The sequence below is a fragment of the Peribacillus aracenensis genome, from assembly GCF_025175645.1.
GTDB lineage: Bacteria > Bacillota > Bacilli > Bacillales > DSM-1321 > Peribacillus > Peribacillus aracenensis.
On sequence record NZ_JANZMJ010000034.1, the window covers coordinates 21,833 to 37,505 of the forward strand.

Genomic DNA, 15,673 nt, shown 5'->3' on the forward strand with positions numbered 1-15,673 from the left:
TGGAAATGATTCCTTTTCCGAGGCAAATGGATCCTTATAACGCTTGATTTAAGGGGTGAATCAGTTGACAGGTCAACTTGTTCAGTATGGACGACACCGCCAACGTAGAAGTTATGCAAGAATCAGTGAGGTTTTGGATCTTCCGAATCTGATTGAAATTCAAACAGCTTCTTATCAATGGTTTCTAGATGTAGGTTTAAAGGAAATGTTCCAGGATATTTCTCCTATTGAGGATTTTACAGGTAATTTATCGTTAGAATTCATCGATTACAGCTTAGCTGAGCCGAAGTATTCTGTGGAAGAAACAAAAGAACGCGATGTTACGTATTCTGCACCACTTCGTGTGAAAGTGCGCCTTGTTAACAAAGAAACAGGGGAAGTTAAAGACCAGGATGTATTCATGGGCGACTTCCCGCTGATGACTGAAACAGGTACATTTGTCATCAATGGTGCTGAACGGGTAATTGTATCCCAATTAGTGCGCTCACCGAGTGTTTACTACAATGGGAAAATGGATAAAAACGGTAAGCTTGGGTTCTCTGCGACCGTTATTCCTAACCGTGGCGCATGGCTCGAATATGAAACAGACGCCAAGGATGTTGTGTATGTTCGAATCGACCGCACAAGAAAATTACCGATCACGGTATTGATGCGTGCCCTTGGATTCGGAACAGATCAAGAAATCATCGATTTGATCGGCGACAACGAATACCTTCGCAACACTCTTGAAAAGGATAACACCGAGAGTGTAGAAAAAGCATTACTAGAAATCTATGAGCGTCTACGCCCGGGTGAACCGCCTACTGTCGAAAACGCGAAAAGTCTTTTAGTATCACGCTTTTTTGATCCGAAACGTTATGATTTAGCTAATGTAGGCCGTTATAAAATCAATAAAAAACTGCATATCAAGAACCGTTTATTCGGACAACGTATTGCAGAGACTTTGATTGATCCCGAAACAGGTGAAATTATCGTTGAAAAAGGGACAATGCTTGATCGCCGGACTCTTGATAGGATCCTGCCTCATATCGAAGGTGGAATCGGATTCAAAACATTCCATCCATCAGGTGGTGTAGTAGAGGAAGAAACTCTTCTTCAACCTATTAAAGTGTTTGCGCCAAACGATGCTGAAGGCGAAAAAGTGATCAATATCATCGGTAATGCCTATGTGACCGACCAGGTCAAAAACATTACACCGGCTGATATTATTTCTTCCATCAGTTATTTCTTTAATTTATTGCATGGTGTGGGAATCACGGATGACATTGACCATTTAGGTAACCGTCGTCTGCGTTCCGTTGGTGAATTGCTGCAAAACCAATTCAGAATTGGTTTATCCCGTATGGAGCGTGTTGTCCGTGAAAGAATGTCCATTCAGGATACGAATACAATCACTCCACAGCAACTAATCAACATTCGCCCGGTCATTGCATCCATTAAAGAGTTCTTTGGAAGCTCACAGCTTTCCCAATTCATGGATCAAACGAACCCGTTGGCCGAACTGACACATAAACGTCGTCTATCGGCATTGGGACCTGGTGGTCTGACACGTGAGCGTGCTGGCTTTGAAGTACGTGACGTTCATTATTCCCACTATGGCCGCATGTGTCCGATTGAAACGCCTGAGGGACCGAATATTGGTTTGATTAACTCGTTATCCAGTTTTGCAAAGGTTAACCCATATGGCTTCATTGAAACACCATATCGCCGTGTGGACCCTGAAACAGGTAGAATTACAAGCCAAATCGACTACTTAACAGCTGATGAGGAAGATAATTATGTAGTTGCCCAAGCGAATGTACGACTGTCAGATGACGGCTCATTCCTTGATAACGATGTTGTTGCACGTTTCCGCGGTGAAAATACCGTTGTTCCGCGTGACCGCGTAGATTACATGGATGTATCTCCTAAACAGGTAGTATCTGCTGCGACAGCATGTATTCCTTTCTTGGAAAATGATGACTCCAACCGTGCCCTTATGGGAGCGAACATGCAACGTCAAGCAGTTCCTTTGCTGCAACCGGAAGCCCCTCGAGTTGGAACGGGTATGGAGTATGTTTCAGCGAAAGACTCCGGTGCTGCCGTAATCTGTAAACACCCTGGTATCGTAGAGCACGTTGAATCACGTGAAGTATGGGTACGTAGGGTAAGCGAAGTTGACGGAAAGCAAGTAAAAGGAAACCTTGATAAATACCGTCTATTAAAATTCATTCGTTCCAACCAAGGAACGTGCTATAATCAACGCCCTATCGTAAGTGTTGGCGACAACGTTGTAAAAGGTGAAATTCTTGCTGATGGTCCTTCAATGGAAAAAGGTGAGTTGGCACTTGGCCGTAACGTATTGGTTGCCTTCATGACATGGGATGGATATAACTATGAAGATGCCATCATCATGAGTGAACGATTGGTTAAAGATGATGTGTACACTTCCATTCATATTGAAGAATATGAATCTGAATCACGCGATACAAAATTAGGGCCTGAAGAAATCACCCGTGATATCCCTAACGTAGGGGAAGATGCGCTTCGTAATCTTGATGAGCGCGGAATTATCCGTGTGGGTGCAGAAGTGAAAGACGGAGACCTTCTCGTTGGTAAAGTCACGCCTAAAGGTGTAACGGAACTGACAGCTGAGGAACGTCTATTACATGCGATCTTCGGTGAAAAAGCACGTGAAGTAAGGGATACATCACTTCGTGTACCTCACGGCGGCGGCGGAATCGTTCTTGATGTTAAAGTATTCAACAGAGAAGACGGCGATGAACTGCCTCCTGGTGTAAACCAGCTCGCACGTGTATATATCGTTCAAAAACGTAAAATCCATGAAGGCGATAAAATGGCTGGACGACATGGTAACAAAGGGGTAATCTCCAGGATTCTTCCTGAAGAAGATATGCCTTATTTACCAGATGGCACTCCAGTAGACATCATGTTAAACCCATTGGGTGTACCTTCACGTATGAACATCGGTCAGGTGTTGGAGCTTCACTTAGGTATGGCTGCACGCGCACTTGGCATTCATGTAGCATCTCCTGTATTCGATGGTGCCACTGAGGAAGATGTTTGGGGTACGATTGAAGAAGCCGGGATGTCACGTGATGCAAAAACAGTCCTTTATGACGGCCGTTCAGGTGAAGCATTCGATAACCGTGTATCAGTGGGTGTCATGTATATGATCAAACTGGCACATATGGTCGATGATAAACTTCATGCGCGTTCAACTGGACCTTACTCCCTTGTTACGCAGCAACCACTTGGTGGTAAAGCGCAATTTGGCGGACAGCGTTTCGGTGAGATGGAAGTATGGGCACTTGAAGCTTATGGTGCTGCTTATACATTACAAGAAATCCTAACCGTTAAATCAGATGATGTCGTAGGCCGTGTTAAAACGTACGAGGCGATTGTCAAAGGTGAAAATGTCCCTGAACCTGGCGTTCCTGAGTCCTTCAAAGTATTGATTAAGGAGCTTCAAAGTTTAGGATTGGATGTTAAAATCCTCAATGCCGAAGATCGTGAAATCGAAATGCGTGATTTGGAAGATGAAGATGATGCCAACCAAGCAGACAAATTAAGCCTTGATTCAGAAACTAAGGATATGGTTGCTTCCGAAGTAGGGGCACCTGTCAAAGAATAAAATTAAATATAAACATATCTAGTTATATATTACCTGCTCTGACTGGCAGCGAGATGTTCATTTGAAGATCATGCTGCCTTGTTAGAGCCTTATTGATTCAATCAACCATCATCCGGTGTAAGATTGCCTGATATTTGACGGCAATCAAGGGTTAAACCTGGAGATTAAAAGGGAGGTAGGCCCCTTGTTAGACGTTAATAATTTTGAGTATATGAAAATTGGTCTTGCTTCACCAGACAAGATTCGTTCTTGGTCCCATGGAGAAGTTAAAAAACCAGAAACAATCAACTATCGTACGTTAAAGCCAGAAAAAGACGGTTTATTCTGTGAGAGAATTTTTGGACCTCAAAAGGACTGGGAATGTCATTGCGGAAAATATAAGCGTGTTCGTTATAAAGGCGTAGTCTGTGACCGTTGTGGCGTTGAAGTCACTCGTGCTAAGGTGCGTCGTGAGCGTATGGGTCATATTGAGCTGGCAGCTCCAGTTTCACACATATGGTATTTCAAAGGAATCCCTAGCCGTATGGGACTTGTACTTGACATGTCTCCACGGGCTTTGGAAGAAGTCATTTACTTTGCATCTTACGTCGTAACTGAAACGGGCGATACAACTTTAGAAAAGAAACAGCTTCTTTCCGAAAAGGAATATCGTACATACCGTGAAAAATACGGTAAGAAATTCCAAGCTGCCATGGGTGCGGAAGCTATTAAAAAACTTTTGCAAGATATTGATACGGAAAAGGAAGTAGAGTCGTTGAAAGAGGAGCTTAAAACAGCTCAAGGACAACGCAGAACCCGTGCAATCAAACGCTTGGAAGTGCTTGAAGCATTCCGTAACTCCGGAAATGAGCCTTCATGGATGATCCTTGACGTGCTTCCGGTCATTCCACCGGAACTTCGTCCAATGGTTCAACTTGATGGAGGACGTTTTGCCACATCTGACCTAAATGATTTATATCGCCGTGTTATCAACCGTAATAATCGGTTGAAAAGATTACTGGACCTTGGAGCACCAAGCATTATCGTTCAAAATGAGAAGCGTATGCTGCAAGAAGCTGTCGATGCACTCATCGATAATGGCCGTCGCGGCCGTCCGGTAACTGGACCTGGTAACCGTCCGTTAAAATCTTTATCTCACATGTTAAAAGGTAAACAAGGTCGTTTCCGTCAAAACCTTCTTGGTAAACGTGTTGATTATTCTGGCCGTTCCGTTATCGTAGTCGGACCAAACTTAAAGATGTACCAATGCGGTCTTCCAAAAGAAATGGCGATTGAATTATTCAAACCATTCGTTATGAAGGAGCTTGTTCAAAGAGGCCTGGCACACAACATCAAATCCGCTAAGCGTAAAATTGAACGTTTATCTCCTGAAATTTGGGATGTATTAGAAGAAGTCATTAGAGAACACCCAGTACTATTGAACCGTGCACCGACTCTTCACAGACTTGGGATCCAAGCATTTGAACCAACGTTGGTTGAAGGTCGCGCAATTCGTTTGCATCCGCTCGTATGTACAGCTTACAACGCTGACTTTGATGGTGACCAAATGGCGGTCCACGTTCCTCTATCTTCTGAAGCCCAAGCCGAAGCACGCATGCTTATGCTTGCAGCACAGAACATTTTGAACCCTAAAGATGGTAAGCCTGTCGTTACACCTTCTCAAGATATGGTATTAGGTAACTATTACTTAACATTGGAAAGAGAAGGCGCTATCGGTGAGGGTATGATCTTTAAAGATACAAGTGAAGCATTACTTGCATACCAAAACGGATATGTACACTTACATTCCCGTTGTGCCGTACATGCATCATCACTGAATAATGAAACTTTCACTGAAGAACAAAACGGCCAACTTCTCATTACGACTGTTGGTAAATTGATCTTCAATGAAATTTTACCTAAATCATTCCCGTATATTAACGAACCGACACGATATAATTTGGAAACGAAAACTCCAGAGAAATATTTTGTGGAAAAAGGCGCTAATATCCCTGAGTTGATTAAGGCCCAACCTGCTATCGATCCTTTCAAGAAAAAAATTCTTGGGAATATCATTGCTGAAGTCTTTAAACGCTTTAAAATTACTGAAACATCCAAAATGCTTGACCGGATGAAAGATCTTGGATTCAAATATTCGACAAAAGCTGGTATTACCGTTGGTGTGGCTGATATCGTCGTTTTAAAAGAAAAACAAGAAATCATCACTGAGGCTCAAACCAAAGTGGATAACGTCTTGAAACAATTCAGACGAGGTCTTATTACTGAGGATGAGCGTTATGATCGCGTCATTTCAATCTGGAGTGCTGCCAAGGATACCATTCAGTCCAAACTTATGGACTCACTGGACCGACGCAACCCGATCTTCATGATGAGTGACTCCGGTGCCCGTGGTAATGCTTCCAACTTTACGCAGCTTGCGGGTATGCGTGGTTTGATGGCCAACCCGGCTGGACGTATCATTGAATTACCGATCAAATCAAGTTTCCGTGAAGGTTTAACGGTGTTGGAGTACTTCATCTCTACACATGGTGCGCGTAAAGGTCTTGCCGATACAGCGCTTAAAACAGCCGATTCCGGTTACCTTACCCGTCGACTTGTTGACGTTGCGCAAGATGTCATCATCCGTGATGACGATTGCGGAACGGACCGCGGTTTGAAAATTTCAGCCTTGAGAGAGGGTACTGAAATAATTGAGCATCTTGAAGAGCGCCTAATTGGCCGTTATGCAAGAAAAGCGATCAGACATCCAGAAACAAATGAAGTAATCGTAGCTGAAAACGACCTTATTACTGAAGATCTTGCTAACTATATTGAGTCACTTGGAATTGAAACAGCATGGATTCGTTCCGCCTTTACATGTAATACCAGCCATGGTGTATGTAAAAAATGTTATGGACGCAACCTGGCTACAGGTCAAGAAGTTGAAGTGGGCGAAGCAGTCGGTATTATTGCCGCTCAATCAATCGGAGAACCTGGTACACAGTTGACGATGCGTACATTCCATACAGGTGGGGTTGCTGGGGACGATATCACTCAAGGTCTTCCTCGTATCCAAGAGATATTTGAAGCGAGAAACCCTAAAGGTCAAGCTGTCATTTCCGAAATCGAAGGAACGATTGTTTCGATTAATGAAATTCGGGATAAACAACAGGAAATCGTTGTTCAAGGTGCTGTTGAATCACGTACGTATACTGCGCCGTACACAGCGCGTTTAAGAGTAACTGTTGATACACCTGTCCGTCGTGGTGAAGAGTTGACAGAGGGTTCCATCGATCCGAAAGAATTGCTGAAGGTTACAGACGTGCTTACTGTTCAGGAATACCTGCTTCATGAAGTTCAAAAAGTTTACCGGATGCAAGGTGTTGAAATCGGCGATAAACATATCGAGGTAATGGTTAGACAAATGATGCGTAAAGTCCGTGTGCTTGATGCAGGTGAAACTGAAGTGCTTCCAGGAACATTATTGGATGTTAACCAGTTCACTACTGCAAACACTGATGCATTGCTGACCAACAAATTACCGGCTACAGGACGCCCTGTATTGCTAGGTATCACAAAAGCATCTCTAGAAACGGATTCCTTCTTGTCTGCGGCATCATTCCAAGAAACAACAAGAGTCTTGACTGATGCAGCAATAAAAGGAAAACGTGATGAATTGCTTGGGCTTAAAGAAAATGTCATCATCGGTAAACTTGTCCCTGCAGGAACGGGAATGCTTAGATACAGAAAAGCAAACCCTGTCGTTGTTGGTGACGAAAGTGCCGATACCGTAACAGTGGATTAAAGGGAAAAAGGACCAGCTCAATAATTTAAACTGAAAACTCCACTCCTATTTCCCATTGGAGCTGAAGGATCAGAGTTAATTGAGCTGGTCTCTCTTATTACTCTTGGCTGACTGAAAAGCAGTATGAGGGTTTGATATATTCCGATTAAGTAATTTGATATTCTTAATAGAATGATGTAAGGAAAACCTTTTGCTTGAATTATTTTTTTGAAAGAAGTTGACAGTATCCGACTAATAATGATACTATAGCAAAGGTGCTCCTATGTTACCCTGTAACTTTGGAGGATATGGACCATGTCTTATGAAAAAGTAATACAGGCAAAGTCAGTGATTATAGGGACGAAACAAGCAGTTAGAGCTCTTAAAAACAATTTAATTCAAGAAGTTATCATCGCTGATGATGCAGATATATACTTGACTGGGCGTGTCGTTGAGACAGCCAAAGAATTGGATGTTCCTATCACATATGTTGATTCGATGAGAATGCTTGGCAAAGCATGTGGTATTGATGTCGGAGCAGCAACTGTTGCCATCAAAAAGTAAAGATGTTTTTGCAATTATATTTGCAAAGACTTTGTTTTTACCCATTTATGAACCACCTGGATGTGTGGTACTAGAAATGAAAACGTGAAGGGAGGAAAAATGTAATGCCTACTATTAATCAATTAGTGCGTAAAGGACGCGAGTCTAAAGAGGTTAATTCAAAATCTCCAGCACTTAACAAAGGCTACAACAGCTTTAAAAAAGCACAAACTAACGTATCATCTCCGCAAAAACGTGGTGTTTGTACTCGTGTGGGTACTATGACACCGAAAAAACCAAACTCCGCGTTACGTAAATATGCGCGTGTACGTTTAACAAACGGTATCGAGGTAACAGCTTATATCCCAGGTATCGGTCACAACCTACAAGAACACAGCGTGGTTCTTATCCGTGGCGGTCGTGTAAAAGATTTACCAGGGGTACGTTACCATATCGTACGTGGTGCTCTTGATACAGCTGGAGTTAACAATCGTATGCAAGGCCGTTCTAAATACGGTACTAAGCGTCCGAAAGCAGCAAAAAAATAATCTTAAACAAAAATTGAACTTTCTTGAAAGGAGGAAATATAATGCCTCGTAAAGGACCTGTAACGAAAAGAGACGTATTACCAGATCCAATATATAATTCAAAACTTGTGACTCGCTTAATCAACAAATTAATGGTTGATGGACAAAGAGGTAAATCACAAAAAATTCTTTACTCTGCATTTGATTTAATCAAAGAACGTACTGGCAATGAGCCGATCGAAGTTTTCGATCAAGCACTTAAAAACATCATGCCTGTACTAGAAGTAAAAGCACGCCGTGTGGGTGGAGCTAACTACCAAGTACCAGTTGAGGTGCGTCCAGACCGTAAATCGACTCTAGGACTTCGTTGGTTAGTAAACTACTCTCGCCTTCGTGGAGAAAAAACGATGGAAGAGCGTTTAGCTTATGAAATCATGGATGCTGCTAACAACACTGGAGCAGCAGTTAAGAAACGTGAAGATACTCACAAAATGGCTGAAGCCAACAAAGCTTTCGCGCATTATCGCTGGTAAGATCAAACACTATAAAATCCTTATAAAAGGAAGGAGAAAGACAAATGGCAAGAGAGTTCTCCTTAGCAAACACTCGTAATATCGGTATCATGGCTCACATCGATGCTGGTAAAACGACTACAACAGAACGTGTTCTATATTACACTGGTAAAATCCACAAAATTGGTGAAACGCACGAAGGTGCTTCACAAATGGACTGGATGGAACAGGAACAAGAACGCGGAATCACGATCACTTCCGCTGCAACAACTGCACAATGGAAAGGTCACCGTGTAAACATCATCGATACACCAGGACACGTAGACTTCACAGTTGAAGTTGAACGCTCTTTGCGCGTACTTGATGGAGCTGTAGCTGTACTTGATGCCCAATCAGGTGTTGAGCCTCAAACTGAAACAGTTTGGCGCCAAGCTACAACATACGGTGTACCGCGTGTCGTATTCGTAAACAAAATGGACAAAATCGGTGCAGATTTCTTGTATTCAGTTGGAACAATCCACGACCGTTTACAAGCTAACGCTCACCCAGTTCAGTTACCAATCGGAGCAGAGGATCAATTCTCTGCAATCATCGACCTTATTGAAATGAAAACTCATTTCTATGGTAATGACCTAGGAACTGATATCACTGTCGGTGAAATTCCTGAAGAACACCGGGAATTAGCTGAAGAATACCGTGAGAAGTTAATTGAAGCAGTAGCAGAAGTTAATGAAGACTTAATGGAAAAATACCTTGGCGGCGAAGAAATCAGCATTGCTGAATTGAAAGCAGCTATTCGTACAGCAACCGTTAATGTTGAATTCTTCCCTGTTATTTGCGGATCAGCTTTCAAAAACAAAGGTGTTCAATTAATGCTTGATAACGTTATCGACTTCCTTCCATCTCCTTTGGATGTACCAGCTATCAAAGGTACATTACCGGATTCAGAAGAAGAAGTGGAACGTCATTCAGATGATGCTGAACCGTTCTCGGCTTTAGCGTTTAAAGTTATGACTGACCCTTACGTTGGTAAACTTACATTCTTCCGTGTGTACTCAGGTACATTAGAATCTGGATCTTATGTAATCAACTCAACTAAAGGAAAACGTGAACGTATTGGACGTATCCTTCAAATGCACGCAAACAGCCGTGAAGAAATATCCACTGTATATGCAGGAGATATCGCAGCTGCTGTAGGATTGAAAGATACTACAACTGGAGATACTCTATGTGATGACAAGAACCAAGTAATTCTTGAGTCCATGGTATTCCCAGAGCCAGTTATCTCACTATCAGTTGAACCGAAATCAAAAGCAGACCAAGACAAAATGTCTCAAGCTTTACAAAAGCTTCAAGATGAAGATCCAACATTCCGTGCGCACACTGACCAAGAAACTGGTCAAACTATCATCGCTGGTATGGGTGAACTTCACTTGGACATCCTTGTTGACCGTATGCGTCGCGAGTTCAAAGTGGAAGCAAACGTTGGTGCTCCTCAGGTAGCATACCGTGAAACTTTCCGTGGTTCAGCTAAGGTTGAAGGTAAATTCGTTCGCCAATCTGGTGGTCGTGGACAATTCGGACACGTATGGATCGAATTTGGTCCAAACGAAGAAGGTAAAGGATTCGAATTTGAAAATGCTATCGTCGGTGGTGTAGTACCACGTGAATATATCCCTGCTGTACAAGCTGGATTAGTTGATTCACTTGACCGTGGTGTACTTGCTGGTTACCCGCTAGTCGACATCAAAGCAAAATTATTCGACGGATCTTACCATGACGTTGACTCCAATGAAATGGCATTTAAAATTGCTGCATCCATGGCACTTAAAAATGCAGCTTCTAAATGTAGTCCTGTCATCCTTGAACCAATCATGAAAGTGGAAGTAGTTATTCCAGAAGATTACCTAGGCGACATCATGGGAGATATCACATCTCGTCGTGGTCGCGTAGAAGGTATGGAAGCTCGCGGTAACACACAAATGGTTAAAGCGATGGTTCCACTATCTGAAATGTTCGGATATGCTACATCTCTACGTTCTAACACTCAAGGACGCGGAACATTCTCTATGCACTTCGATCATTATGAAGAAGTACCTAAGAGCATTTCTGAAGAAATCATCAAAAAAAATAAAGGTGAATAATTGATTTTCATCTATTATTAAAGTATAACTATCTTATGTAAGTTGTGATGGAAGAATTAGTCTTCCTTCACAACCCTATATACTTAATCTATTATTTATAATTTTAAGGAGGAATTCCTAATGGGAAAAGCTAAATTTGATCGTTCAAAACCGCACGTTAACGTTGGAACAATTGGTCACGTCGACCATGGTAAAACAACTCTAACTGCTGCAATCACAACTGTACTTGCTAAATCAGGTGGAGCAGAAGCTCGCGCTTATGACCAAATCGATGGTGCTCCAGAAGAAAGAGAACGTGGTATCACAATCTCTACTGCACACGTTGAGTACGAAACAGCTACTCGTCACTATGCACACGTTGACTGCCCAGGACATGCTGACTATGTTAAAAACATGATCACTGGTGCTGCACAAATGGACGGCGGTATCCTAGTAGTATCTGCTGCTGATGGCCCAATGCCACAAACTCGTGAGCATATCCTTCTTTCTCGTCAAGTAGGTGTACCATACCTAGTTGTATTCATGAACAAATGCGACATGGTTGATGACGAAGAACTTCTTGAATTAGTAGAAATGGAAATTCGTGACCTTCTTTCTGAATACGAATTCCCTGGCGATGACATTCCAGTTATCAAAGGATCTGCTCTAAAAGCTCTTCAAGGAGACGCTGAATGGGAAGAAAAAATTCATGAATTAATGACAGCTGTTGACGAGTATATCCCAGAACCAACTCGTGACACTGAAAAACCATTCATGATGCCAGTTGAGGATGTATTCTCAATCACTGGTCGTGGAACAGTTGCTACTGGTCGTGTTGAGCGTGGACAAGTTAAAGTTGGTGACGTTGTTGACATCATCGGTTTCAACGAAGAGTCTAAACCAACAACTGTAACTGGTGTTGAAATGTTCCGTAAACTTCTTGACTATGCTGAAGCTGGTGACAACATCGGTGCACTTCTTCGTGGTGTATCCCGTGAAGATATCCAACGTGGACAAGTTCTTGCTAAACCAGGTACAATCACTCCACACACAAAGTTCAAAGCTGAAGTTTATGTTCTTTCTAAAGAAGAAGGTGGACGTCACACTCCATTCTTTACAAACTACCGTCCTCAGTTCTACTTCCGTACAACTGACGTAACTGGTATTTGTAACCTTCCTGAAGGCGTAGAAATGGTTATGCCTGGAGACAACATCGAAATGACTGTAGAACTTATCGCTCCAATCGCTATCGAAGAAGGTACTAAATTCTCTATCCGTGAGGGTGGACGTACTGTAGGCGCTGGCGTAGTTGCTACAATCCAAGAATAATTGATTCAATAAAACAATATTGGAAGGGACGCCTTCCGGAAGAAGCAGATGGGACGCCATCTGCTTCTTTTTTATTTTTAAAGGATATTCTTTCTTCTATAATATATCTGTAAAAAATGAAGGGCATTTTATGGGTATCTTGAACATTTCCGAAATGAAGAAAATGGATATGAAAGTCCACGTAGAATGTACTTGTAAATACTTGTGAAAGTATGTATAATAATAAAAGTGTGTTGCACAAGAAAAATCTAAGTTTATCTTGCATTTCACTTGTGTTATATGTATAATAGACAATGTTGGTCTTTGACTGCGATGATATGGAAGGTTGCTGACACACCCGGCCGCTTTGCCATGGCGAGTGTGTGGGAAATTTCCATTGAGAAGGTCTATTTTAAAATAGGCGAAAAGGAGGGAAAATTATGGCAAAACAAAAAATTCGTATCCGTTTAAAAGCATATGATCACAGAATTCTTGATCAATCTGCTGAGAAAATTGTTGAAACTGCAAAACGTTCTGGTGCGGCTGTATCTGGTCCGATTCCATTACCTACTGAAAGATCGGTATATACGATCCTACGTGCGGTTCATAAATACAAAGACTCTCGTGAACAATTCGAAATGCGTACGCATAAACGTCTAATCGACATCGTTAATCCAACTCCACAAACAGTTGACTCATTGATGCGTTTAGATTTACCATCAGGCGTTGACATTGAAATCAAATTATAATTCATATAAATATGAACAATTACTCTAGGAGGTGTGACTTATGACCAAAGGAATCTTAGGAAGAAAAATCGGTATGACTCAAGTTTTTGCTGAAAACGGTGAACTTATTCCGGTAACAGTTATCGAAGCTGCTAATAACGTGGTTCTTCAAAAGAAAACTGTTGAAACTGATGGCTATGAAGCAGTTCAAGTTGGTTTTGAAAACAAACGTGAAAAGCTTTCTAACAAACCTGAAAAGGGCCATGTTGAAAAAGCAAATACTACTCCTAAGCGCTTCATTCGCGAATTCCGCGGAACGGATCTTAACGAATATGAGATCGGTCAAGAAGTCAATGTTAGTATTTTCGCTGAAGGCGATTTAGTAGATGTATCAGGAATTTCAAAAGGTAAAGGATTCCAAGGCTCTATCAAGCGTCATGGACAATCTCGCGGACCAATGTCTCACGGTTCTCGTTACCACCGTCGCCCAGGTTCAATGGGTCCTGTAGCTCCAAACCGCGTATTCAAAGGTAAACTTTTACCAGGACGTATGGGTGGAGAACAAATCACTGTTCAAAACTTAGCTATCGTTAAAGTTGATGTTGAACGTAACCTACTATTGATCAAAGGTAATGTACCTGGTGCTAGAAAAGCATTGATCAAAGTTAAATCCGCTGTTAAAGCAAAGTAATTTCTAAGAAAGGAGGAGCAATAGAATGCCAAAAGTTACATTGTTCAACCAAACAGGTTCTCAAGTTGGCGACATCGAACTAAATGAATCCATCTTTGGTATCGAACCTAATAATCACGTATTATTTGAAGCAATCATCATGCAAAGAGCTTCCTTACGTCAAGGAACTCATAAAGTTAAAAACCGTTCTGAAGTAGCAGGCGGTGGACGTAAACCTTGGAAACAAAAAGGAACTGGACGTGCGCGTCAAGGTTCTATCCGTTCTCCACAATGGCGTGGCGGTGGTATTGTTTTTGGACCAACTCCAAGATCTTACTCTTACAAGCTGCCTAAAAAGGTACGTCGTTTAGCTATTAAATCTGCATTGTCTGCAAAGGCATTGGAAGAGAACATTTTGGTACTTGAAAGCTTGTCTTTCGAAGCTCCAAAAACAAAAGAGTTTGTAGCGGTTCTTAAAAACCTTTCTGTTGACACTAAAACATTAGTGGTTACTGAAGGTTTAGATGAGAAAGTTGCTCTTTCTGCACGTAACATCCCTGGTGTTACTGTAGTTGAAGCTGATGGTCTTAATGTTCTTGATGTTGTTTCACACAACAAATTGATCTTGACTAAATCAGCTGTCGAAAAAGTAGAGGAGGTGCTTGCATAATGGATGCACGCGATATCATTAAGCGCCCCGTAATCACTGAACGCTCTTCAGACATAATGGCTGATAAGAAATATACTTTTGAAGTTGATGTTAGAGCTAATAAAACTCAAGTTAAAGATGCTGTTCAAGAAATTTTCGGCGTTAAAGTTGAGAAAGTAAACATCATGAATTACAAAGGTAAATTCAAACGCATGGGCAAACATGCAGGCTATACTAACAAGCGCCGTAAAGCTATTGTTAAATTAACTGCTGACAGCAAAGAAATCGAGCTATTCGAGGCTTAATTCATTAGAGAAGGAGGGAAATACAAATGGCGATTAAGAAGTATAAACCTACCTCTAACGGTCGACGTAATATGACAACTTCCGATTTTGCTGAGATCACTACAGACAAACCGGAAAAATCATTACTTGCTCCTTTACACAGCAAAGGCGGCCGTAATAACCAAGGTAAGTTAACAGTTCGTCATCAAGGTGGCGGCCACAAGCGTCAATACCGTATCATCGATTTCAAACGGAATAAAGATGGTATACCAGGACGCGTTGCTACTATTGAGTACGATCCAAATCGTTCTGCAAACATTGCATTAATTAATTACGTTGATGGAGAAAAACGTTATATCCTAGCTCCGAAAAACCTAGAAGTAGGTTTGGAAGTTATGTCAGGTCCAGAAGCTGACATCAAAGTGGGTAACGCTCTACCTCTTATCAATATCCCAGTTGGTACAGTAATTCATAACATCGAACTTAAACCAGGAAAAGGTGGACAATTAGTCCGTTCAGCAGGAACATCTGCTCAAGTACTTGGTAAAGAAGGTCGTTATGTACTAGTACGTTTAAACTCAGGTGAGGTTCGTATGATTCTTGCTACTTGCCGTGCTTCTATCGGTCAAGTTGGTAACGAACAACATGAACTTATCAACATTGGTAAAGCTGGCCGTAACCGTTGGTTAGGTAAACGCCCAACAGTTCGTGGATCTGTAATGAACCCGAATGATCACCCACACGGTGGTGGTGAAGGTAAAGCGCCAATCGGACGTAAATCACCAATGTCTCCATGGGGTAAACCTACTCTTGGATTCAAAACTCGTAAGAAGAAAAATAAATCCGATAAATTTATCGTACGTCGTCGTAAAAAATAACGGGATTGAACTACGGTTCATATATAGAACCGTAGAACAGTCACGAAGGGAGGT

At 41.8% G+C, this 15,673-nt stretch carries 12 protein-coding genes; all 12 read left to right on the forward strand.

Annotated features, from left to right (window positions below; all coding sequences use genetic code 11):
• The first annotated feature begins 64 nt into the window (after window positions 1–64).
• The 12 genes from rpoB (at window position 65) to rplB (ending at window position 15,619) form a co-directional block, all read left to right on the forward strand.
• Window positions 65–3,634 carry a DNA-directed RNA polymerase subunit beta gene (gene rpoB, locus N0M92_RS23920; protein WP_260288188.1) on the forward strand — a complete coding sequence of 1,190 codons (3,570 nt, stop codon included), beginning with the start codon at window positions 65–67 and terminating at the stop codon, window positions 3,632–3,634.
• A 184-nt stretch (window positions 3,635–3,818) separates the two neighbouring features.
• A complete protein-coding gene (gene rpoC / locus N0M92_RS23925; RefSeq protein ID WP_144553522.1) occupies window positions 3,819–7,418 on the forward strand; it encodes a DNA-directed RNA polymerase subunit beta' in 3,600 nt (1,199 codons plus the stop codon).
• A 294-nt stretch (window positions 7,419–7,712) separates the two neighbouring features.
• Window positions 7,713–7,961 carry a 50S ribosomal protein L7ae-like protein gene (locus N0M92_RS23930; RefSeq protein ID WP_034305040.1) on the forward strand — a complete coding sequence of 83 codons (249 nt, stop codon included), beginning with the start codon at window positions 7,713–7,715 and terminating at the stop codon, window positions 7,959–7,961.
• Between the two features lie 104 nt (window positions 7,962–8,065).
• The gene (gene rpsL, locus N0M92_RS23935; RefSeq protein ID WP_034305038.1) at window positions 8,066–8,488 is read left to right on the forward strand and encodes a 30S ribosomal protein S12; all 423 of its coding nucleotides are present in this window, start codon (window positions 8,066–8,068) and stop codon (window positions 8,486–8,488) included.
• A gap of 41 nt (window positions 8,489–8,529) precedes the next feature.
• A complete protein-coding gene (gene rpsG, locus N0M92_RS23940; protein WP_048677878.1) occupies window positions 8,530–9,000 on the forward strand; it encodes a 30S ribosomal protein S7 in 471 nt (156 codons plus the stop codon).
• Between the two features lie 44 nt (window positions 9,001–9,044).
• A complete protein-coding gene (fusA, locus tag N0M92_RS23945; protein ID WP_260288190.1) occupies window positions 9,045–11,123 on the forward strand; it encodes an elongation factor G in 2,079 nt (692 codons plus the stop codon).
• Window positions 11,124–11,243: 120 nt separating this feature from the next.
• Window positions 11,244–12,431 (forward strand): elongation factor Tu, encoded by a 1,188-nt coding sequence (gene tuf, locus N0M92_RS23950; protein ID WP_144529705.1) that lies wholly within the window; start codon window positions 11,244–11,246, stop codon window positions 12,429–12,431.
• A gap of 419 nt (window positions 12,432–12,850) precedes the next feature.
• Entirely contained in the window at window positions 12,851–13,159 is a 309-nt protein-coding gene (rpsJ, locus tag N0M92_RS23955; RefSeq protein WP_019244375.1) for a 30S ribosomal protein S10, read from the forward strand.
• A gap of 40 nt (window positions 13,160–13,199) precedes the next feature.
• The gene (gene rplC / locus N0M92_RS23960) at window positions 13,200–13,829 is read left to right on the forward strand and encodes a 50S ribosomal protein L3 (RefSeq protein WP_192207443.1); all 630 of its coding nucleotides are present in this window, start codon (window positions 13,200–13,202) and stop codon (window positions 13,827–13,829) included.
• 25 nt (window positions 13,830–13,854) lie between these two features.
• Window positions 13,855–14,478: a 50S ribosomal protein L4 gene (gene rplD, locus N0M92_RS23965; protein ID WP_260288193.1), complete on the forward strand. Its 624-nt coding sequence runs from the start codon at window positions 13,855–13,857 to the stop codon at window positions 14,476–14,478.
• Entirely contained in the window at window positions 14,478–14,762 is a 285-nt protein-coding gene (gene rplW / locus N0M92_RS23970) for a 50S ribosomal protein L23 (RefSeq protein ID WP_260288194.1), read from the forward strand. Before rplD ends, rplW begins: the two co-directional genes overlap by 1 nt.
• A gap of 26 nt (window positions 14,763–14,788) precedes the next feature.
• A complete protein-coding gene (gene rplB, locus N0M92_RS23975) occupies window positions 14,789–15,619 on the forward strand; it encodes a 50S ribosomal protein L2 (RefSeq protein WP_034305021.1) in 831 nt (276 codons plus the stop codon).
• The last annotated feature ends 54 nt before the right edge of the window (window positions 15,620–15,673 follow it).

Coding starts and splice junctions, on each gene's coding strand:
- N0M92_RS23930 (WP_034305040.1), top strand. CDS start 7,713: ATGTCTTATGAAAAAGTAATACAGGCAAAGTCAGTGATTATAGGGACG.
- rpsL (WP_034305038.1), top strand. CDS start 8,066: ATGCCTACTATTAATCAATTAGTGCGTAAAGGACGCGAGTCTAAAGAG.
- rpsG (WP_048677878.1), top strand. CDS start 8,530: ATGCCTCGTAAAGGACCTGTAACGAAAAGAGACGTATTACCAGATCCA.
- fusA (WP_260288190.1), top strand. CDS start 9,045: ATGGCAAGAGAGTTCTCCTTAGCAAACACTCGTAATATCGGTATCATG.
- tuf (WP_144529705.1), top strand. CDS start 11,244: ATGGGAAAAGCTAAATTTGATCGTTCAAAACCGCACGTTAACGTTGGA.
- rpsJ (WP_019244375.1), top strand. CDS start 12,851: ATGGCAAAACAAAAAATTCGTATCCGTTTAAAAGCATATGATCACAGA.
- rplC (WP_192207443.1), top strand. CDS start 13,200: ATGACCAAAGGAATCTTAGGAAGAAAAATCGGTATGACTCAAGTTTTT.
- rplD (WP_260288193.1), top strand. CDS start 13,855: ATGCCAAAAGTTACATTGTTCAACCAAACAGGTTCTCAAGTTGGCGAC.
- rplW (WP_260288194.1), top strand. CDS start 14,478: ATGGATGCACGCGATATCATTAAGCGCCCCGTAATCACTGAACGCTCT.
- rplB (WP_034305021.1), top strand. CDS start 14,789: ATGGCGATTAAGAAGTATAAACCTACCTCTAACGGTCGACGTAATATG.